We start from the raw sequence: 21,590 nt of genomic DNA, 5'->3' as shown, positions 1-21,590 counted from the left end.
ACTTAATTTTATCCTAAGTTCCAATAAATATTGAAATTGTTCTTTAAATAATATATTAATTTCACTTCATTACTCTTTCCTCCAATAATTCCAATCGACTATCAATCATTTCACTAGCGTCTTTACCATAAAAAACGATAGAAGTATCCCAATTATAGTATGCATAATCTTTTTCTCTACTGGCTGAAAACCAATTGAATGATCCGTCTACTAAAGCAAGCTTGTCTACAATAATCATTTTGCTATGAACACGATTTAAATCAATCAACTTGGCACCTGTCTGCTCTAACAGTTTTCTACCATCTTCATAACTTGCTTTCCTACTTTGATTGATTGAAGGAGAAGTATAGATAAAAATCTCTTTTCCTTCTATCACTTTTTGTTGTATCAAATTCAATAATTCCGGACAATAATTTTTTAAAGTATAATAAGATACATATGGTGAAACAATATGAATACATTTCTCTGTTCGATTAATCAGTTTTTTTAAATAGTCATCATGATCTGGAACACCTTCTATTCTTTGGACATTTCCCTCTGATACTCTATTGTATTTTTCTAACCCATGAATGGCATTGTGTTCTGACGCAAAAATAATTTTTGCCAGCTGCGCAGAAGGTGATTTCCCATCTAAACTAAAAATATTTGTATCTCCAAAAACTAAAAAACTATCTTTAGCTCTAGATACAGCAACATTTAACATGTGAACACTTTTATCAAAAAAGTAAGTACCTTTATAAGAAAAATCATAAACAGTTGAAAAAATTACTACAGATTTTTCAGCACCTTGCAATGCATGTACTGTACCGACAACAATCTCATTTTCTTTAAAACCTAATTTTTTTAATTCGTTGTTTATCACAATTTTTTGCGCTTTAAAAGGTGTAACTACTGCGATAACTTCTCCAATTGTTTTCTTGTTATACATTTTCAATAATCTATCTTTTTGATCATTGATCCAATTTACTATCGTTCTAGCTTCCATTACATTTGCCATACTATTATCTTTTCGCATCATTTTCCCGATAATATGTCCATAGCCCATAGGTGGTAGTTTATCTTTATAATAACTCTCTTCTTCTTTTCGTTTTGCTTCTAATTTACCATCGTAGGCTAAATTATTACAATAAGTGATAATTTCTGGCAGACATCTGCGATGTTCACTCAGAAATAAACCACCGCTTAAATGAGAATATTTATGGAATTTACTCCTAATCTGAGCAACTTTCATCAAATTACCGCAAGATGCTGATAGTCCAGTATTCATGAATAGCGACATTTCGTCTTGATTCGTTGTAAGTAGTTTAAGAATATTTCCTTTATCTACTTCTGTTGCCATATTCCAAATGGGCTCAATTTGCTTTGTATCACCAACTGCTAAATATTTTTTTGCAAGCGACAGGCTAGCTGTGCTTATTTCAGGACTAACTTGCCCTGATTCATCCGTAATTAATAAATCAATAAAATTAAACATCGGCTTATTTTCATAAGAGAAAAATACTGGTACTTGGTAAAGTGTTCCAACAATACATGGTGTCAACATAGCACTTCTGATCCATCTTTGTTGATATTCTTTTATTGTTTTAACAGAATTAGGTAGTTGCTCTTTTTCGTTCATTTCGTCGATGGAAATGAGCCACTCTGCTTCCCAATAATGCGTTGCAAATAAAAATAATAAATACCTAATCGTTTTATCTAAGTGTTCATTGAGGTAATCATAACTTAGAGCTTGATCTAGATGATATCTTTTTAAGAGTAGTTGGTAGCGCTTTTCTTCATTCTTTATATTTTTATAACTCGTTGCTAATTGCTCTTTTTTAGCTGATAAAGCTTGAGTTATTTGTCTTTCTTTTTCTAATAAGCTTTCTAACTCCTCAATTGAGGAAAGCTCATTGAGTTGACAGAATTTCTGTTTTCTTTCTTGTTCACGTTTTTGTTTTAGGTGTGGAATAATATCTAAAATATTACTTGCTTTGGAATTAAATGTTTCCCACTCAAAACAGGTTGTTTTTAACATTGTGACTTTTAATTGATTTTCGTCTATCGAATTGTTAATCTCATTCAACAGATTATTCATTTCTGCTATCATTGCTTTATAGTTTTTTTCGTTTGAGTGAAATTCAATAAGCTCATGCAAGTCTCTAGATAGCATCATTAACCAACGATGAATTTCTTTTTTAGCTTGTTTAATAGTACAGTCTTTTTTATTAAAAGTTTGTTCAAAATTTGATAAAAAATACACTTTTGCTTGTTCTAAAAACTCAATTGATTCCATTCTTTCTAAATATTCACTATTATCACTGCTAATTTTTGCTTTCATCGCTGCTAAAGATGCCTCAGAATATTTCTTTTTATTCACAATATACAGACCATAACTGTCTAGCTCTGGAATCCAGCGGTCTTCAAATAAATCGAAGTTTTTCTTTAGTGAATATAATTCTGAAAAATCGGGAAAGTGATTTAAATCAAAACTAGTTCCTTGGCTGTTATCTATTTGAAAGCTTTCAATGACATTCGTTACAGCTTGATTATTGGTTGAGGAAACAACACAAATTGGCGGTTGTTTTTGATCAATAGCGGCTTTAATCCAGTTTGAAGCGATGATACTTTGCACTAAAGTGGTTTTTCCTGTTCCAGGCGGACCCGTTACTCCTATGATTTCCCCGTTATCCAGTGTATTCATATGGCGAACTACTTCTCGTTGGCTAAGAGAAAGTCCGAAAGTTGGTTTCATTTGGCCTAAATGAAATTTGTCCATTTCTATTTGCTTTGTTTCTGATAGTAAATTGGGATCTGTTGAACTATTCTTATTACCTAAAAAATTGTTTAATAATGGTAACTCTCCATTGTGTTTTGTTATCGAGTCATATAGTTTTACAATTCGTTGAGCAGCTCCGCCATTGGATGCTCCTTTAAATATTAAAATATCTTCATCCACTTTCTTAAACCAAGAGATTTCAGTTAAATCAGTTATCTTTTGTTTACATACATACTCAAATAACTCAGTTGTCAATTGAGTATATTCGTTCCAAGATAGTTCCCGAAAAGAATGACTTTCTATAAATTGAAGATAATCATCATTTTCTCCGATGACAGATAATTTTGAATTCTCCACTGGTGCAAGCAGCATTCTTGGAATCCAAGGAACACCATAGGTTATATGTTTCAACTCACCATTTTTGGTTAGACTTGCTGGGATAATTAAAGGATATAATCGCTTTTCAGATTTTCCCGATCCAGATTGCAATTGAATTGGAAACAGAAAAACGTCAATCTCTTCCTCATTTTCTTCAAATAAGCGATCTATTGTCTCTTCATTTAGATCTTTGACAACTCCTGTAAGATAGTCTTGAAAAGAAATCTGGAGTGACTTATTTTTTGTTGGTTTTACTTCTGATAAAGAGGCTTGCTCTAAACTCGTTTTATAATAGTCGATAATTTTTTTCATTTTTTATTCTCATCCTATCGAAAGATATTAACATCTTGTCAGATTATTCAATTCCAATTAAATCATATAACATATTGAAAGAAATTAATATAGGTTAAATGAAAAATATAGTTTATTCCTAGGTTTTAGTTAAAAGAGTTTTTTTATTAGTAAAATACTTCAACTCAGCTCCATTTATTTATTATGGAAATTTTGTTCGCTTTTTTCTCTGTTCGCCTTGATTCTCGCTGTCGATTTATTTATACTTAGTGTATAGAATGGAAATGAAAAAGCTGAGTAAGTCCTGATTCAGAACATCACTCAACTTTATGACAATTTAATCCTTGGCACCTTTTTGTTTGGCTGGAACCGAACGGAAATGGTCTTGAAAACAGCAACGACTGTCCGCACAAGTATGCCAATAGTAAATGAATCACTAGCTTTTTTGTCGTGTCTCTTTTTGAGCTACCACTAGAAAGGATTGCTAGGTTTCTTTAAGGTACTATTGACTTATTCAGGTATTGGACATTGCGCCAATGCCTTTTTTGTTTCTATTCTAGGTCTGATTTTTATTGATGGTGGTGATAATAAAACGTAACGATGTACAAGTTAAAAAATAGAAAAATAAAAAACGGCACCTTACAACCTGACTGGAATCATGTTGCAAGGCCCCGAATAAACAGCAACGACTGCTTATCCGAGTTGCCGATAGCGCGTACCGAAGTACTCGCATGTTTTATTGTACTTAATTTTGATTGATTTTACTAGTCTCTTTGCTGGATTCTTTCATCTTTTTGGCGATTTCATGTGTTCTTTGGCGAACTATTGCACACGATGAGGCACAGATAGGTCTGATCGTTTTTTATTTTCCTGTTGGTTTTTCAAAAAAATAGGAATGGATGTGTAGTGATGAGTAAAGAACAGAATTTGAAGGCGGTACCTTATCAGGATATTTTGGATGTGCGGAGTGAGTTGATCAAGCTTCGGTCTTGGCAGAAGTCGTTGGTTTATTTGGATGAGTTTTTTGATGGCAAGATTACGAGGAATAAGAAGGATATGCGGATGCGGTATTATTCTTGTCAGCAGTTGTATCAGGTTTTTTCTGGGGATTTTGAGGGGGTTTTGAAGGAGAGTGAGGAAGTTTTGGGTAAGATGATACAAACCAAAAAAATTTAACTACTAAAAAGCGCGAGCAATACATGCACTATTAATTATGCTGTTACTCGCGCTCGTTGATATATCTGGTATCTAATGATTATATGAATACATAGAGAACTAATATTCTGAAATAAAAGAATGAACATTTAACGCAATAGCTAATTTTTCGATATATGAATAGACATCAGTTTCAATATCCATCCCTAATGTAGCGCCGAAAAATTCGCACAATTTATTGAAACAGAAAAAGATTTGTTCTAAAAATACCCATTGGTGCTAGTATTGGTGCTACTTTTATTTTCGAGCATTAGAAAAAGCTAGGAATGCCTATACAACAGCGTTCTTAGCTTTTAGTTTATTTGGTTCCAATCATTTTCCAGTCGCACTTTATATTTGGATAAATCACTTTTTCACAGATATTCAATCAAGCTTAATCAGCACTTTCCCTTTGGGATGGCCTGATGCAACCAGAGCTAAAGCCTTATTAATATCTTCTAGCTTAAATTCAGTTGGGTCAATTGCAGGTACAATATTATTTCTTTCAACAAGATCCGTAATCTGACTTAACTGTTTTCCATCGGCACGTACAAATATAAACCGATAGTCAATTCCTTTTTCTTTCGCTTTTTTATCATATTTTGAGCCCGCTAAGCCAAATAGAATCTGTTTCCACTTTGCCAGCTTTTTATCTACTGCAAATTGCTTATTTGGACTTGTCCGCAAGCTCAATAAGCGTCCACCTGACTTAATGACTGACAATTCATGTTCAAATTCATCCGGACCTAACGTATCAATGACAAAATCTACCGGCTCAAGTGTTTCCCAATAGTTCTCTTTTTTATAATTAATGTAACGATCCACACCTGCTGCTAAGGTTCTCTCTTTCGCTTCTGGGCTCCCTGAAACAATCACCTTTAGTCCCATCGCTTTTGCAATCGGAATCGCCATTTGACCAAAGCTACCTGAACCTCCAGGGATAAAAACTGTTTGACCTGCTTTTGCTTCCAGCTCTTCATGTAAGGCTTGATACGCAGTTAAGCCCGTTAACGGAACAGCCGCTCCCGTTGTAAAATCCAAATTCTTAGGTAAATGCCCTATAGCATCAGCATCAACAGCAGCATATTCTGCAAAAGCACCGATACTATTCACTGGCAATCTACAATATACTGCTTCTCCTACTTTAAAGCCTTGAACATTTTCCCCAACTTTTTCGATGATTCCAGTTAGTTCATTTCCCAAAGTTAATGGCATTTTATAATCTTGGATCAGCTTTACAGCTCCTGTTATATTTAAGATTTCAAGAGGATTCACCGCAGCAACCTTCACTTTGATCAATACCTGATCAGCCGATATCTCTGGGATAGGAATATCTACTATTTTTGCCATCAATTCTTTGGAATACTTTTCTATTTGTGCAGCCTTCATGTTTATAGTCTCCTTCATTTATTAATTTCTTTTTAGAACGTTCATTCTAGTTTTGTTCAAAAAAATTTATAGTGAAAACGTCGGAAAAATTGAGTCCTTTAGTAAAAATTCGTTGTGTTCATTTACAAGTCCAACTGTCTTCTCACTTTCATACAATCTTATCAGGAAATTAGCCACTTCTGTTGGTGTCCGCAACTGTAGCTTTTGATCGTTCATACCATCGTTACTAGCTTGTTTAATAAAATCTGTAGCTGTGAGTGCAGGAGCTAATACTTTTGCCTTTAACTCAGCGTTTTTTAGCTCCCCTGCAAGACCTTCAGTTAAAACACTAACAAAAAACTTTGAAGCTGAATAAGCCACATTTCCTAAAGCAATAACATACCCCATTGCAGAAGATACATTGATGAGCTGTGTTCCTTTTACATTCGCATAATCTTTGACATAGAGGGTCGATAGGATTGTTGTTGCTTCTACATTTACATGGATAAGTTGTTCAATTTTTTCTAAATCTGCATTCATCAACACTCCCGATGTCCCTAAACCAGCATTGTTAATCCATGTTTCAATGTTGTAATTGGTCAAGGAGTGATACAATTCATAAACTGCTTTTCGATCTGACAAATCACTTTTTCTTAATACAATATCTAAATCAGGATACTCCTTTTGAATCCTTTTTTTCAAGGAATTCAACCGATCTTCTCTTCTTGCAACTAAAATAAGATTTTTTTCTTTCTTAGCAAAAGCAAACGCTGTTTCATAGCCGATACCAGAACTGGCTCCTGTAATTACTGTATATTTTTTCTTCATTTCTATTCCTACTCTCTTTTTTATAAAATGGACAACGTTACTTTAACAATTGAACGCAGCTTTTTCTGATCATTGGTCGTTTTCGCTAAAACTCTAATCCCTACCCACGCATTATGTAAGTAACTAGCCAATTCGTGTAAATTTTGCTTTTTTAAAGTTATGTCGTTCTTTTGTCCTTCCTTTAGCAGTCGATAAATATAATTCTCACTCTTAGAAAATGCCCCCTGAACCTTTTCTGTCACTTCCGAATCCAGTAAAGCTAGCTCAGTAGCTGTATTAACAATCAAACAACCTTTTGGATGATCAGAATTTTCTTGTATAACAATTGAAAATAATTCCTCAAGCTTTTCTTTTGTTGACATTGTCGGCTTTAAACGTTGGGAAATTTCTTGCTCTAACTCAGTTTCGTATTGGTCAAGAGCTTTCATGAAAAGTGCATGTTTATCCCCAAATGTATCATAAATACTACGGCGATGAATCCCCATGTTATCGACTAAATCTTGCATAGACGTCTTTTCATACCCTTGTTCCCAGAAGGTCAGCATTGCTTTATCCAACACAACTGATTCATTGAATTCTTTTGTTCTTGCCATTGCCCCAGTCCCCCTTTCCCCCATTCTAGAATGATCGTTCTTATATTAGCAATTATTTATAAAGATGTCAATAAATCAGAATTGATTGTTCTGGTTAAAAAAAGTATGTCATACTTTAGAAGTTTTCTAAGATTCATCGAAACAGAAAATGATTTGTTCTAAAAAAATGTCATTGATGCTACTTTTATTTTCGAGCATTAGAAAAAGCTAGGAATGCCTATATAACAGCGTTCCTAGCTTGTATTTTGTTATTAGCCGACTGACCCTTCCACTACCGATTTTTGATTGAGATAGATTGAAATATCAGTCATATCAAGGGGTTTGGGTGTTGGGGAAATTAAATATTTCAATGGTTTTCATCGATTTTGAAGTCAATCGGTGTAAGTTTCGGTGTATAAAAATTTGACTTTCGTGGGCGAACGTTTGATAGGTATTTCTAACTTAGAATAACCATCAAAACAAAATTTATTATTCAACTATTTTCTCCATTAAGGAACTGATTAAACTATCCAAGAGCTTCACATCTGAATAAACTGCTCCATCCATATATTGCTTATAAACCTCATCTTGACCATCAATATTAATCAACGCTAAAACCCGAATGACTTCACACTGTGTTCTTCCATTCCTTTCTCTGAATGTATACATATAATTGAGATTATCCAAGATATTTGCTAACCAATGTTTTACATATTCAACTTATTTTTTAGAACAGAAGAATCAAGATACGTATACTCATTATCAGGATCAACATAGGAATACGTATCATATACAGCGAAATTATCCATGGAGTTGCTCTTTAGTTTTTCTGATAATGTATTGTTTCATCTCTTCTACATCGTGCTTTTCAGGCTCCCAGCCTTCAATCATATTCGTACTCAAAGCATACCAGACGTCTTTAAAGTCTTTTTGGGAATCAAATTGTACACCCATGATTGTTAGATTTGATTTATCTATGTTTAATGACATAGCACGCACATCCTTTGATTCGTATTTAACTATTATCATACTAGATTTTGAGTGAACTTTCAGTAAATGAATCTTATTATTTCATGCTAACATAGTTTTTTTATCTTCAAGATTAATTAAAAATTAATGGCATCATTCAATAATTCCGAATTTTTGTTCGTTTTTCTTCCTTGTTCGCCTTGATTCTCGTTGTCGATTTATTTATACTTAGTGTATAGAATGGAAATAAAAAAGCTGAGTAAGTCCTGATTCAGAACATCACTCAACTTTATGACAATTTAATCCTTGGCACCTTTTTGTTTGGCTGGAACCTAACGGAAATGGTATTGAAATCTTCAAAAACTGTCCACATCAGTTTGCCAATAGTAAACGAATCACTAGCTTTTTTGTTGTGTCTCTTTTTGAGCTACCACTAGAAAGGATTGCTAGGTTTCTTTAAGCTACTATTGACTTATTCAGGTATTGGACATTGCGCCAATGCCTTTTTTGTTTCTATTCTATGTCTGACTTTTATTGATGGTGGTGATAATGAAACGTAACGATGTACAAGTTAAAAAATAGAAAAATAAAAAACGGCACCTTACAACCTGACTGGAATCATGTTGCAAGGCCCCGAATAAACAGCCACAAACTGCTTATCCGAGTTGCCGATAGCGCGTACCGAAGTACTCGCATGTTTTATTGTACTTAATTTTGATTGATTTTACTAGTCTCTTTGCTGGATTCTTTCATCTTTTTGGCGATTTCATGTGTTCTTTGGCGAACTATTGCACACGATGAGGCGCAGATAGGTCTGATCGTTTTTTATTTTCCTGTTGTTTTTTCAAAAAAATAGGAATGGATGTGTAGTGATGAGTAAAGAACAGAATTTGAAGGCAGTACCTTATCAGGATATTTTGGATGTGCGGAGTGAGTTGATCAAGCTTCGGTCTTGGCAGAAGTCGTTGGTTTATTTGGATGAGTTTTTTGATGGGAAGGTTACGAGGAATAAGAAGGATATGCGGATGCGGTATTATTCTTGTCAGCAGTTGTATCAGGTTTTTTCTGGGGATTTTGAAGAGGTTTTGAAGGAGAGTGAAGAGATTGTAGCGAGGATGATTCAGCGAAACAAAGTTTAGTTTAATAAAAACAAGTATATACTCTTCACTTTCTTAAACAGAAAAGAGTATATACTTATTTTGAATAATTATATTTTATTCGTATATTAAATAGTATAACTTATATCATCAAAAATATTATATTCAGTGGCGATTATTTTGATGATAGAAAGAATCGTTTCCGAACTAAAGTTTGTTTCTACAATTTCACCGTTGGATAGCTTGCCAGGATTTCTAACTTCATCTGCTGGACTAAATAGTCTTTTAAGTACTTCTCTTCTCTTTAAATTAGCAAATGTTTGACTGTCAAATTCCCAAACAAAATCTAAAAATGAAATAAGTACTTTTTTCCAACTATCAACTTTGTAGTCTTTATCTTCAATAGATAATAACTTCGGTTTACTTCCTGTAATATTAACGTCTTCATCTAAAAAGTGTTCTCCGCTTACAGAAGACTGTTCTTCAGCTTGTACTTGGATAGGAAATTTCCAGATTTTCAACGCTTCTTCACTTAATTTTTTTGCTCTATCTTCAATTGTATAAGCATCCCATTTATCATATTCATTAGCTAGTTCTCGAGTTAAAGTAATATTTGATTGTTGATACATTTTACTTTTTTCGCTAAATAACTTGTTCGATAGTTCTGAATTATATCCTGTTAAGGTCAAATTACCGATTGTATCACCATATTTAATTTGAACGTCATTAGCATTTTTGACTGAAACCTTCCAATCATTCGTTAAAGTTTGTGGCATAATATGCTCCACTTGAATCGATTCAAAGCTAATTGGTTCCTTTGTCCGATAAAGTTCAAGCATCATCAAAACTAACTTAGCGAGATTGTTTTTTCTATTATATAAAGCGACTGTTTGAAAACTATTTACAAATTCTGCGTCTCTTGGAAAAATTTGCGTTCCTTTTTTATTGGTTAGTTCAATAATTAGACGATCTTTCTCATTATCTATTGAAATCTCACGAGATAACGCTGCAAACATCTTATTCAATACATTGGTTCTCTTATCAGTAATTGAGCGTCTAAACAGATAAGATTCGACTGTTCCGAAAATTTCATCAACATTGTCCCATGTATAGATTCCATCATCACCTAATTTTAAAATCTGCATTAAGTACGGGTAAACAATTGTAGCTTTCATCAGATTAACTCTTTTAATTCGTTCATTTACTGTTGATTTTGGAATAATTTCATTGTTTAACCAGAAATAATATTTAGAGTAATTTTCCAGTTCTTTAATTGCTGTCTCAGGTGTGTAATGATTATTATTGAAGAATCGTTTGTATTCTTCATACACTCGTCTTTCAGTCACAGTAGCACCAAATTTTAACGTTAGATAGAACCTAATGAAAGTAGATATTTGGTTTGTTGGAATTCGTTCCTCAATTTTTGTCCAATAATCTTTATATAAACGATTTTGCGTTTCATGATCAATGCCCATTAGCAGGAAATTTCTAATCAGATCAGATGCTGTTAGAGAGAGTCCAGTTGAATTAATGCTTTCAAAGATTACTTGTGGATTTTCTGATTCATCATTACCATTCAATTCAATGTAAACAATTTCTATCATTCCTAACGCATCAAAAAATTCTTTAGGCTCATATTCCGATTCCTCAATTCTAGTTAGAAAGAGATTGAAGTTTTCAGAAACCTTAGATGTTTCTTCCACTTCATGCTTCTCAATAATTTTACGAAATACAAGACGATCTTTTTCAACAGAACGTAGTTTGATTTTATTATTTTCTTCACTACGAGGATTTAGCAAGTAGTCATCTAAAATTTCATCATAAAGACTTTCATCGTCAGATAAATCAGCAATTGCTTTCATAAATAGCATAAAGCTAGTAATCCGTTGCTGTCCATCGATAATATTAAAATATTTACTTAGCTTTGGTCCACGTTCGTCCACATAAACGATTGTTCCAAGAAAGTGTTTGGCTGAGAAATCATCTTGAATAATTTTTTCAACATCATTGAATAACTGAACACATTGCTCATTTGACCATTCATAATTACGTTGATAAACAGGAATATTAAAAATAGTCTTTTTTTGTTCTAAAAACTCAAAAAATTTAATTGTATCTGCTTTCAAATTTAATTCTCCTTAATCCTAATCACCAAACGATGAATTTATCAAATCTTGTAGCATACCATTTTTCGCATAAGGTGTTGCATCTTCCATTAGGAAATTCTTCCGACTAATATCATTATCTAAATTACCGAAAATAAAATTAGTTGAAATTTTATAGATAATTTCTGTTGGAGCCAACCCATAAACTTGATTTTCCAAAATATGTTTGATTCGTTCTTTATCATTTGGATATTCCGTTTTTATGACCGGACTATTGTAAAGCTTTTTAACAATTTCTGTGATATAAAGCCCCGATTTCATATAAAGGTCAGCAAATGTTTTACTAGAATCATCATAAATATTTGAATTCTCTTTTTCTAAATCTTCAACCATCATTTTTGCAACCCACTTAGGAGTATAGATCTGATTGGTTTTTTGTGGTGGAATATAATCGAATATATCTTCTTCATTATCTTCAAAATAATTAGATAATTCATCTTTCTTTCTTAAAAATTCTTGTACAGATTCATTAAATACTACATCATCAAATAGCATACCTCTAAAATGGTGTGTCTTACCATCTTCTTGATAGTCTCCACCATCACGCAAGAACTTGAATTGCTCAACAGTGATTCCAGTGACTTCCAAAAACACCTCTTCAGGAGTATAGTGATCAAAGTTTTTTAATGTCAGTGAATCATCACCATAAGCCATAATAAAACTTGGAATTGTACGAGCAAACCCACGCAAACGCCCTCGAATATCCTCTTCAATCATCGTTTTTTCTTTTGTTTTTTGCTTTTGTTCTTGCTCTTCAACAATCTCTTTACTTAACGTTTCAATTTTTTGAGAAACTTCTTTTTTCACTTCTTGTTGATATGTTTCAAAAGCTTCTTCTAGTTTTTCAGCATATTGCTTTTCAATTTGAACTTTCTCCTCAACAGTATTCACTTGTTTTATATCTTTTTCTAAATTACTTTCTATATGTGCTTGTTGATTATTAAAATCTGCATTTTTTTTCTTAATGGTTAATTCTACTTCAGTCTGGATTTTTTTCTCAATTTTTTCTGAACCTTTTTTTGTAAGTTCATAATCTGGTTTAACAATTTCTAATTGTGGTTTAAAATTCTCTACAACTGTTTTCCCAATATCTTTAGCCAAAGAATCACGGACGCTGTCAGAATCGATTTTTCCAATCGTCTCTTCTATTTTTTCTTCTATTTGATATACTTTACTTCCAAAGATAGCCTTTGTTTTCGTGATGACAATTTCATTGTCTGCAATTGCTTGTCCATCATCATCCACTTCAATATTTTTTGTGTCGATTGTTGGCTGATCATCAGGTTTTTTCACTTTACCTTGTGAAGCATAATCCATATTATCTAAAATGCTAAGTGCTGCTTGAGGAGCTTGAAAAATACCTGAAATATTTGCGAACAATAAGTTGCTCATGAATCCTCTTTTAACAACTTCAGTTGCTTTAATTGCTTTTGGAATTGTTAACACTTGAGCGGCGTCAAGTTCAACCATTTTCCCTTCTTTGTCCTCACCAATCACAGGAAAGAAATTTAATAATTTCTTGATATTCTTTTCACGATCACCAGATGTTCCACCGCCTGATGCAGTATGGGTAGACAAATTATTAGCAAATTCATCAAAGATAATTAGCGTTCTTTCCGGTGCAAAATCAAAAACATACGCATTTTGTTTTTGATATCGAACTTCCTCACCACTTACTTGTTCCGTCCAAACATTAGGATTCTGTGCTCGAAAAGCAGCTTGCATATAAAGTGCGGGCGATTTCATATTGCTTAACATCATTACCGCTGTCCATTCAGGAATTGTAATTCCTGTAGTTAATTGACCAACCGAAAGTGTAATTGTCTTGTCATTTGATTGTATGGCATCACGTACTCTTTTGAATGAACTTTCATTAGCCAATAAATCCTCTGCTTCAGACTTACCATTCCCAGCAGCTAGAATAACTTCATAATTTTCAAAAACTGGGTGCGCATCTAACAACTTCTTCAAAGCTTTTGCACTTGCAACACGGTTCAAGATCCAAAAAGTATGTTTTAATTCATTACGTAATTTAGATGTTGAAAAAGGATATTTTTCATTGTGAGTCAATGTATCCAACCATTTTTTTACATCAGCTTCATGAACAAACCGTCCATCTTCTTTCGTTGCAAAAAATTCATTTAAATCAAAAGCAAAATCAACATTATTCTCATTTTCAAGTTCAATCCCTTGATTTACTTCATTCGTAATCATTTTCGACATTTGATAAGTAAACATGTTCAGTTGTGGTAAGGGTTCATAGGGATTATTTTCTTCCTCAGTCCAGTTGTCTTTAGCTGCTTGTTCATCTTCGTATGACCAATTAAATATTTGTTCATCATTGAATGAACCTTTAGCTATTGCTTTAAAAGGTGTTCCAGAAAGGTGCAAAGTAAATTGTCGATCTATATAACGAAAAGCAACATCTGTTTTAAAGGTGTCTACTCCTTCATGCGCTTCATCTATAATCAGAACATCCCAATTTGTGTCCGCTACCCATTTAAGCTTATCAAAGCCACCACCATCACCTCGAAAGTATTTTGATCCTTTTAAATCTTGTAAACTCAAGAAGGCTACTTGTTTAGCATCATCATGTGTAACAGTATAGTCAACAAAATCTTGCCGAGTCATTGGTGAACGGTCTTTTAGTGAGTCAGATTCACTGATAAACTTAAAATCAGTCTGCCAAGCGATGAATTTAATAAAATCATCATACCAAGAATTAGCAATAGCTGGTCTATTCGTTACAATTAACACATTCATTGAATCCAACTTACGAACTAGATCATAAGAAGTCAATGTTTTACCAAAACGAGGTTTTGCATTCCACAAAAATTCTCCATTTGGATGATTTTTAGCGTATACAAGAGTTTTTTCAACTGCTGCTTCTTGTTCAGTGCGTAATTGATAATCTAACTTTTGCTCTTTTTGGACTTTTGAATAGTCCTTAAAAACGAACTCACGATACAGTGACTCTGCTTCATCTGGATTTCCATTGAAGAAGAACCATTCTGTTCCCTTATTTCGTCGAATACCATTTTTAGTTAAAAATGCATGAAAGTCACGGTCTGAGAAATAACCGCCACCATTGAAACGAGCTTCATGATCCCAAAGTTTCTTCGGTTCAATCCCAACTGTATGCGTTTGTTCCCAAATACGCTTATCTGCATCACGATCAGTATAACCAATTTTAATCCAGCCATTTTTAGCAGTATTAGTGGGAGTAACATAAGCATAAATTGTTGGTTTTATAGACTTTTTGGGTTCAATAACAACATTCATGTCCATTATTCCATCTCCTTGACTTTCGTTTCAATGAAATTAATTTCTTCTTCGTTAAGATTGTATTTTTTGTAGAGTTGTTGATCTATTTCAGGGATTGTTTTTGACCAGTCGATATCTGAATTTGAAGTGAAATCTTGCATGGGAACCTTAGACCACGTTACTTTTGATTGATTATTTTGAGTTGTTTTCATAATTCCCAACATAGCTCTTGAAAATTTTCCTTTTACATACTTTAAAAGACTTTCAGCTTCAAATTTAGTATCAAATGCTCCAATACTTATAAAAGTTTGATTATGTGCCATAAATGGTTCTCCTAAAATAGGAGTACTCAAAGCTTCTCCATAAGTTCCACTTCCATTCGCACCAGGAATAAAAACTTTCCACTTATCTATATTTGGGTGTTTAATCAAGTAAGCTTTATTTATTTTTTTGAAAACTCTCCTTCCGTCTTTTCTTCCGTAAATTTTAACAGTATCACCAGCAAATTCTTCATCTGATAAAAAAACTTCTGGATAACGTTCAAAAACATTTGATGAGACTGCTTTCAGGTGTGAAGTATCAGTTCGATTTTTAAATTCAGGGTAATCATTGAACATTGAGTCCGTAAATCTATAGCTATCCGGACTATAAACTATAGAACCTAGATTGTCCTTATTTTCATTTTTAACTTTATGAAAAATGGAGTTTAGTTCTTTTAGTGGAATAAATGTATCTATAGATTCAAAATATTTACTCCTATCATAATAAGTAACAACTACTCCTCCTTTAATATCAGTATTTGGAAAAACTTTAGAACTTTTTTGTTCAAAAAACTCTATTTTTAAATTAGTTGAGCTCAGCATTTTATTATTCCACTTTTTTGGAGTAGCTCCAGTATTAGCTAAAAATCTAGCAGGGGTAATTAATATAGAGCGCTCGGAAATATTTTGAACCTCGTCCATAAATAAATTATATATTGGTCTGGACTGTCGATTATTTCCCTCAATTTCCTCTTGATAGGGAGGATTCCCAACAACCACATCAAATTTCATCCTACTTTCCTCCTTATTGACAAATGATTTAAACTCATTCATTTGTTGATTTTTCCAATTCCTTATTTTTACATAAACACCTGAATTTTCTTTTTCCAATTTTGTTGTTTTTTGCGTAATTTCCTCTCCAAATAAATTAAGTTGCTCCAAATACTCTAGTTGAAAACTTTCACCCGAATATGGGATCGTATAATTTAACCCATCCATTTGAAATACATTGTAACTAATTATTTTAGCAATTTCTTTCTGTAGCTTAATATCAGGATGTCGATCGAATTTTTCCAAATAATAATCAATAAATGTATATAGTAAATTCTCACGAGCTATCAATAAAGAATCACCTTGGAATTCATAGCCGAAACTTGTTTGATAAGCCTTTTTTACATACTCAAACCACTTTTTTTCATCAGCAACTTCTTGATTAATCCTTCTTAATTTTCTGTCAACAAAGCCAACACGGGTCTCAATAGGAACAATTTCTCCTGTCACAGAATCATACCTACTAACCATATAAGGACCTTCCCCACAAGTAATTTCCATCCAAATTTTAGATACATATTCTTCAACTGATAAACGACTAAACTCTTGGTCGATAATATCATTTTGCTTTTTTACTATCCATAATGGCGTGAAAACTTCTGCTTTACCTTTTGTGCGTTCTAATTGTTCATATTTAAATTTTTCAATTCTAGGCCTTATGAGAGACGATTTTTCACCTGTAATTGATGTTATTTTTATCGATTCTTTTGATCCAAATTCTTTACCTAATAATTCATATGTTTTAGTTGCCCAGATAATATTTTTTCTCGTAGTTCGATCACGAAGTAATATTTTAAAAAGATTAGGAGAACTACGAAGAATTGTATTCTCATCAATGTCAATATCTTCACAAAAAAATGAATTACTCAAATAAACTCCTCCTCTATCTACTATACAAATATTAATTGTAACAATAATCCATAAAAAAATAAACAAAGCTTCTTAAATCTCTCTGAAAGCTAGATAGAAACCTAGTTTTGATCCTAAAAAAAAGGCTGAAAGAAATATCAGCCTTATTATAGCATAGAGCATGGACTACAATCTTTAATCTTACAACAATAAAATTGTCTGTTTGCATTATTAAAGCCCCATAAATTTCCGAAATATGACAATCCTCGTAATTGCTGTTCTGTAACAAATGCGAAAAAATATAAATCCAGTGAATCAACTGAAATATTCTTCAAAAGTCTGTCCACTCTTAAACTTAGGTTATTATCTGGGTTTTCAATAAAACTAATATCAAAAGGATTTAAATTAAAGATATAATTTTGATTGTCTAAGTTGTAGTATAATTGCATAACTATATCATAACCTAAAAAAATTGGTTCTATATGATCATTAGTATTATGAGTAATCTTGATATCTTTTTCTAATAGTCTATTATCATTGATATAAGATATTTGTGGTGGTAATTTGGAAGAATTTAATTCTACTTTAAAAGTATCCATCATAAAATGATGTTTTCTCCCCACATTACTCATTGGATATCGAAAATTATCAGTTCTTACAGAATCGTATTCATCTGATATATTTTTTCCTATACTTACAAGGTATTCAATTACTGCTGACTTAGCCAAGTCACCGCGAAACAAATTATCAATAATTTCATTTTTTGAACGTGAAACAAATCCATTATATGTATATGGTAATTTCATTAAACTGGTCTCTGCGGCCCATCTCAAAGCATTACTTGAAATATTCATTTTTTTTATATCACTAATATTAACTGACATTATAATTATCCCTCCGATTCATAATATGCAATACTATAATATCATAAAAATAATAATAAAGTCCAAATAAATTGTTTTTTTTTACATTTTGAGTTTTTTAATGAAAAATAGATAAATTAAAAGACTTAAAACGTCACATAATAACGTTTCAAGTCTAAAATTTTATCCCACTGACCCTTCCATTAAAAATATTACTTTTATATAGGTTGAATTAGGTTCTTTTTACTAGAGAAATATAGTTTTACAATTCAAAGATATAGTAATAAACCTAGATAGTTTCATTTACTAATACAGACAAAACGCCATGTAAGTAGATATAATGTTGAGGTAAAATTACACAACAAAGAACCTGTATTAGCAGTTGAAGCAACATTAAAAAACTAAAAAATAATAGTAATACGAGCACAAGCATTTTTCTTATAAAAAATGAAATTTTCCAAATATTATTGCCTATTACAAATTGAAATATTAAAGATTCCACATAAGCTGAAATTAAATACAAAATTATGAAAATATAAATAGAATCCAAATTACTTGTCTCTGTAGAACTTTGGAGTATAGAGCCTCCTACATTTATTACAGATATCACAAAAATAGCTAAAGGAAACAAAAAGAATTCAATCCCTCTTATTATCTTACTTAAAACATCTTCCTCATGACCTCTATTTTTTATTTTTCTTACATATCTTTGGTATACATATCTCAAATAAAGTGAAATTGAATACGAGCAAACAACTATTATACTGATACGAATAGCATAATCAATTGATTCAATTTTCTTAAGATAAGCTAAACCAAACATCACTACCGGAAACATTATTAAAAAGAATTTGTTATACCCTTTTAATCTTGTAAGGTTTTCCTTAAATTTTTCATCTTTTATTTTATATTCTTGATGATTTTTTACAACTACTGATTGTTGAATTTGAGTTGCATTAATATTTATAGCTGAATTATCACCTTGCGTTGTTATATTGTTAAACTTTTGATCTTGATTATTTATTGATTTTTCTGTCTTTTCTATAGCTTTCTTTTCTTCAAAAACGCCTAAAATTGTTGTAACTAACGTTATGATTGCGCTAATTGCAGTTAAAATGGGTTCAATCAATTTTAATTCTCCTTTTTACCTAATCATACCAAGCGTAAGAAAAAATAGCTATATTGATTTTTTATAAAATATCTATTTTCTTAGAACTGTTCTTTCAATTTGTCTGTCTGATACCTTATTCCCTGCTTAACAAGCTCAAATCTCCGTTGCTTTAGGGCTCACTTTTGAACACACATTATCGTATCTAATACAAATCTGAATACTTAACGCCATATATGTAAAAACCAGAAATCTTGTTAACTTAAGATTTCTGTTTTTTTCTATTTTAGCTTGGTTAACTTTCATTATTTATTCAAAATTGTAATTTCATGCTCAGAGTCATTAATAAATTTAATGATAAAATAATAAAAAACATCCCTTGCAAAATCAATTTTCCTTAAGATACTTACTTTTCAAATCCATATATTCTTCATAAGCTTCATCTATTTTTTCTTTACATATTTTCTCCCATAAGCTGACTAAGAATTTCCTCTTTTCACTAGCATTCTCAACATTTGAATCGATATCCATCTCTCCTCCAAATCCTATACAATCTTCCACACCATGGACAAAGCCATTTCTTCCAGCGTATGCTATTTCATGTTCTACAATAGTGCATCCTTTACTTGATTCAATTAGATCTTTAAGTTTTGCGCCTTTTTCCAAATCTTGATTCAAGTCCACATCATCGTCCAAAAAGAGTTCTATTAATATATGTTCCATCTTCATTTTATAATCCATCCTTATTTTTTATAATCATGTTTCGTCGTAATATCAGTAATTTTAATATTTCCATTGCTATCTCGTTCGTATGTTATTCTGCCTTGACCTCTTCCTTTCCCCACACCTTTTAAATCAATAGCTCTTTCACCACTTCTGTTGTGTCCTAAAGCGTGATCATTCAAACCAGAACCATCAAGTTCTCCCTTTTTCAATTTATCTAAAGCATCATCTAATGCTTTTTTTTGTTCTGGAGAAAGCTTTTTAATTTTTCTTTGCACATTTTTAGGTATTTCAATCTCTACTTCATCAGTACTAGAACCACTCAATGAAATGCTAGGTGCATTATTTATTATATCCGAAATAGACTGCCCTGCTTTAAGCACTCCAGTCCCTTTTTTAATAGCATCCGCTATTTTTCCAGCTTTTCCTAAATTCCCTAATATGCCGCCAAATCCAGGAGCAAGGGGCATTTCATTTCTCATTATTTTTATTTGTTGGATTCTGTACTGATCTTCATTTAAAGAATCCTTACATATTTCCAATTGTGCATATAGTTCTGGATATTTATCTGGTGAAACAATTTTACCATTTTTCATTAGATACCAATGACCTAATTCATTTTTAACGATTTCATATCCATCTAATTGACCAATTGCTTGTTTTACTCGTGCATCTTTCACTTGTTGTTTCATTTTTTCACGTTGCTTCCAACGTGTATGAATAGGTTTTGCCCATATCATGTCTAAACGTTTCAAATCAAAAGTCCCTGTTGCTGGATTCCACGCTTTAGAATTGGCTACCTGCGCCAAACCTGTATTAAATTCTTGTTGACTCGCTTCATAATCTGAAAAGAAACTTGCTGATTGATCATCGTAGGCATGAAACTTTTCTAATTTTTCTCGACGTTTATCAATACTTTCACAGGCATTGATATATCTCCGTTCTAAGTCTGGTCGTGGTGTTTTAGCTGTACTCATTTGGTGATCTATACGCTGCTTTAACTGCTCAAACTGATTGATCTCTTCTAAAATCAAATCTTCATCTGTATCAATCCCACTTACTGTTCCTTGATATTCACTAAGAAACTTTTTATGCGCACTTTCCAACGCTTCACCTGTCATTATAGCAGATTGACATAACGGTGTATAAGCAACCATAAAATAGCTTTTCGCTGAATCGTAGGCCTTACTAGAAAGTGGTGCAGATAAAAACAGTTGAATGCTTGCTTGTAATGATGTAATAGCCTGATTTGCTTGATTAGTCAATTGAGAAGCTTGTGATGATCGTGCTTGTGCTTCACTCACGTAAAATTTAAGACCCATTTTCTTTGGCCTCCGGCTTCTTCCAAAAAGCTTGTTGTTCTGCCATTAGATTTTCTTCTTGATCAAACAATGTACGTTCATCTTTTTTTAGCTGAAGGAGTTGTTCATCAAATTCTCGTTGGGCTTTTTTAGCGAGATGAAGGCCCTCATCTCCTCTTTCTTCAAAGAAAGCTCGCTCGTCTGCTTCACAGTTTCCTAAGACAAAATCATAAACAGCCTGTTCTTGTTGTTGTAGTTGAAAAAATTCTTCTTGTTGCTCTTCTATGTAGCGTTGCTCTTTTCTAATATCTAACTGATCCTCTTGGAGTTGTTCCAAACGAATCCTGAACTGATAATTTTTTTGATCAAATTCTTGTTGTTTCTGGACTTGACTCATGACAACCCTCCTGGAAAATTAAATTTTGTCAATTGCGCAATATTCTGATCGATTCGTTCAAATTCTTTCGCAACGGAATGAATATTATCGCCCGCAGAAACAACACTAGTAGATAATGCTGCTAATCCTTGTTGGTAGTTATTAATTGATTGTACAGCTGGTGCATTGCCAGAAACATTGGTGCTAGAAGCTGATACAGAAACACTTATACTATTTAATGCGCTAGCAGACTGACTAAAAGAAGCCGAAATACCACCGGCAATACTTGAATTACTATTAATAGCCATTTTGTTCCTCCTTAATTATCATATTGTATAATTTAGTTTATCATATAATAGACAAACTATAAATATGAAAAATGGATTAAAAAGGAA

General features: G+C 32.5%; 16 protein-coding genes. 2 read left to right on the top strand and 14 right to left on the bottom strand.

Features of this window, described 5'->3' with window-relative positions:
• Positions 1–61: 61 nt before the first annotated feature.
• Complete coding sequence (locus I586_RS09220) at positions 62–3,448, bottom strand: AAA domain-containing protein (protein WP_010765410.1); 3,387 nt, start codon at positions 3,446–3,448, stop codon at positions 62–64.
• Positions 3,449–4,336: 888 nt separating this feature from the next.
• Between I586_RS09220 and I586_RS09215 the strand changes: the two genes are divergently transcribed.
• Positions 4,337–4,603, top strand: coding sequence for a hypothetical protein (locus I586_RS09215; protein ID WP_016249974.1), 267 nt, complete (start codon positions 4,337–4,339; stop codon positions 4,601–4,603).
• 402 nt (positions 4,604–5,005) lie between these two features.
• On the opposite strand, the gene I586_RS09210 is transcribed toward I586_RS09215, so the two are convergent.
• The 4 genes from I586_RS09210 to I586_RS09190 all read right to left on the bottom strand — a co-directional run bounded on the left by I586_RS09210 (position 5,006) and on the right by I586_RS09190 (position 8,379).
• On the bottom strand, positions 5,006–6,010 hold the full coding sequence (locus I586_RS09210) for an NADP-dependent oxidoreductase (RefSeq protein WP_010765411.1): 1,005 nt from the start codon (positions 6,008–6,010) through the stop codon (positions 5,006–5,008).
• Positions 6,011–6,076: 66 nt separating this feature from the next.
• Entirely contained in the window at positions 6,077–6,817 is a 741-nt protein-coding gene (locus tag I586_RS09205) for an SDR family NAD(P)-dependent oxidoreductase (protein ID WP_010765412.1), read from the bottom strand.
• A gap of 20 nt (positions 6,818–6,837) precedes the next feature.
• A complete protein-coding gene (locus I586_RS09200; protein WP_010765413.1) occupies positions 6,838–7,410 on the bottom strand; it encodes a TetR/AcrR family transcriptional regulator in 573 nt (190 codons plus the stop codon).
• 780 nt (positions 7,411–8,190) lie between these two features.
• Complete coding sequence (locus I586_RS09190) at positions 8,191–8,379, bottom strand: hypothetical protein (protein ID WP_010765416.1); 189 nt, start codon at positions 8,377–8,379, stop codon at positions 8,191–8,193.
• An 851-nt stretch (positions 8,380–9,230) separates the two neighbouring features.
• Here I586_RS09190 and I586_RS09185 point away from each other — a divergent pair.
• Complete coding sequence (locus I586_RS09185; RefSeq protein ID WP_016249973.1) at positions 9,231–9,497, top strand: hypothetical protein; 267 nt, start codon at positions 9,231–9,233, stop codon at positions 9,495–9,497.
• A gap of 86 nt (positions 9,498–9,583) precedes the next feature.
• Here I586_RS09185 and I586_RS09180 read toward each other — a convergent pair whose 3' ends face one another.
• The 9 genes from I586_RS09180 to I586_RS09140 all read right to left on the bottom strand — a co-directional run bounded on the left by I586_RS09180 (position 9,584) and on the right by I586_RS09140 (position 21,503).
• The gene (locus I586_RS09180) at positions 9,584–11,581 is read right to left on the bottom strand and encodes a DUF262 domain-containing protein (RefSeq protein WP_010765418.1); all 1,998 of its coding nucleotides are present in this window, start codon (positions 11,579–11,581) and stop codon (positions 9,584–9,586) included.
• Positions 11,582–11,599: 18 nt separating this feature from the next.
• Positions 11,600–14,902, bottom strand: a complete 3,303-nt coding sequence (locus I586_RS09175) for a DEAD/DEAH box helicase (protein ID WP_139242649.1) — start codon at positions 14,900–14,902, stop codon at positions 11,600–11,602.
• A 5-nt stretch (positions 14,903–14,907) separates the two neighbouring features.
• The gene (locus I586_RS09170) at positions 14,908–16,845 is read right to left on the bottom strand and encodes an Eco57I restriction-modification methylase domain-containing protein (RefSeq protein WP_010765420.1); all 1,938 of its coding nucleotides are present in this window, start codon (positions 16,843–16,845) and stop codon (positions 14,908–14,910) included.
• Between the two features lie 146 nt (positions 16,846–16,991).
• Positions 16,992–17,708 carry a hypothetical protein gene (locus tag I586_RS09165; RefSeq protein WP_010765421.1) on the bottom strand — a complete coding sequence of 239 codons (717 nt, stop codon included), beginning with the start codon at positions 17,706–17,708 and terminating at the stop codon, positions 16,992–16,994.
• Positions 17,709–17,976: 268 nt separating this feature from the next.
• Positions 17,977–18,816 carry a hypothetical protein gene (locus tag I586_RS09160; protein WP_010765422.1) on the bottom strand — a complete coding sequence of 280 codons (840 nt, stop codon included), beginning with the start codon at positions 18,814–18,816 and terminating at the stop codon, positions 17,977–17,979.
• 366 nt (positions 18,817–19,182) lie between these two features.
• Positions 19,183–19,524: a hypothetical protein gene (locus tag I586_RS09155; protein ID WP_010765423.1), complete on the bottom strand. Its 342-nt coding sequence runs from the start codon at positions 19,522–19,524 to the stop codon at positions 19,183–19,185.
• A 14-nt stretch (positions 19,525–19,538) separates the two neighbouring features.
• On the bottom strand, positions 19,539–20,840 hold the full coding sequence (locus I586_RS09150) for an LXG domain-containing protein (protein ID WP_010765424.1): 1,302 nt from the start codon (positions 20,838–20,840) through the stop codon (positions 19,539–19,541).
• On the bottom strand, positions 20,830–21,216 hold the full coding sequence (locus tag I586_RS09145; protein WP_010765425.1) for a DUF3958 family protein: 387 nt from the start codon (positions 21,214–21,216) through the stop codon (positions 20,830–20,832). Before I586_RS09145 ends, I586_RS09150 begins: the two co-directional genes overlap by 11 nt.
• The gene (locus I586_RS09140; RefSeq protein WP_010765426.1) at positions 21,213–21,503 is read right to left on the bottom strand and encodes a TIGR04197 family type VII secretion effector; all 291 of its coding nucleotides are present in this window, start codon (positions 21,501–21,503) and stop codon (positions 21,213–21,215) included. The genes I586_RS09145 and I586_RS09140 overlap by 4 nt, the downstream gene beginning before the upstream one ends.
• Between the last annotated feature and the right edge of the window lie 87 nt (positions 21,504–21,590).

Source organism: Enterococcus moraviensis ATCC BAA-383 (assembly GCF_000407445.1).
Classification (GTDB): Bacteria; Bacillota; Bacilli; order Lactobacillales; family Enterococcaceae; genus Enterococcus_L; species Enterococcus_L moraviensis.
Note: the sequence above shows the minus strand (reverse complement) of the source record. Positions and strands in the feature narration are given on the sequence as shown.

Bases quoted from the DNA above. Each gene is read 5' to 3' on its own strand.
- I586_RS09200 (WP_010765413.1), bottom strand. From the start codon at position 7,410: ATGGCAAGAACAAAAGAATTCAATGAATCAGTTGTGTTGGATAAAGCA.
- I586_RS09155 (WP_010765423.1), bottom strand. From the start codon at position 19,524: ATGAAGATGGAACATATATTAATAGAACTCTTTTTGGACGATGATGTG.
- I586_RS09175 (WP_139242649.1), bottom strand. From the start codon at position 14,902: ATGAATGTTGTTATTGAACCCAAAAAGTCTATAAAACCAACAATTTAT.
- I586_RS09185 (WP_016249973.1), top strand. From the start codon at position 9,231: ATGAGTAAAGAACAGAATTTGAAGGCAGTACCTTATCAGGATATTTTG.
- I586_RS09150 (WP_010765424.1), bottom strand. From the start codon at position 20,840: ATGGGTCTTAAATTTTACGTGAGTGAAGCACAAGCACGATCATCACAA.
- I586_RS09165 (WP_010765421.1), bottom strand. From the start codon at position 17,708: ATGTCAGTTAATATTAGTGATATAAAAAAAATGAATATTTCAAGTAAT.
- I586_RS09210 (WP_010765411.1), bottom strand. From the start codon at position 6,010: ATGAAGGCTGCACAAATAGAAAAGTATTCCAAAGAATTGATGGCAAAA.
- I586_RS09205 (WP_010765412.1), bottom strand. From the start codon at position 6,817: ATGAAGAAAAAATATACAGTAATTACAGGAGCCAGTTCTGGTATCGGC.
- I586_RS09215 (WP_016249974.1), top strand. From the start codon at position 4,337: ATGAGTAAAGAACAGAATTTGAAGGCGGTACCTTATCAGGATATTTTG.
- I586_RS09145 (WP_010765425.1), bottom strand. From the start codon at position 21,216: ATGAGTCAAGTCCAGAAACAACAAGAATTTGATCAAAAAAATTATCAG.
- I586_RS09220 (WP_010765410.1), bottom strand. From the start codon at position 3,448: ATGAAAAAAATTATCGACTATTATAAAACGAGTTTAGAGCAAGCCTCT.
- I586_RS09140 (WP_010765426.1), bottom strand. From the start codon at position 21,503: ATGGCTATTAATAGTAATTCAAGTATTGCCGGTGGTATTTCGGCTTCT.
- I586_RS09190 (WP_010765416.1), bottom strand. From the start codon at position 8,379: ATGTCATTAAACATAGATAAATCAAATCTAACAATCATGGGTGTACAA.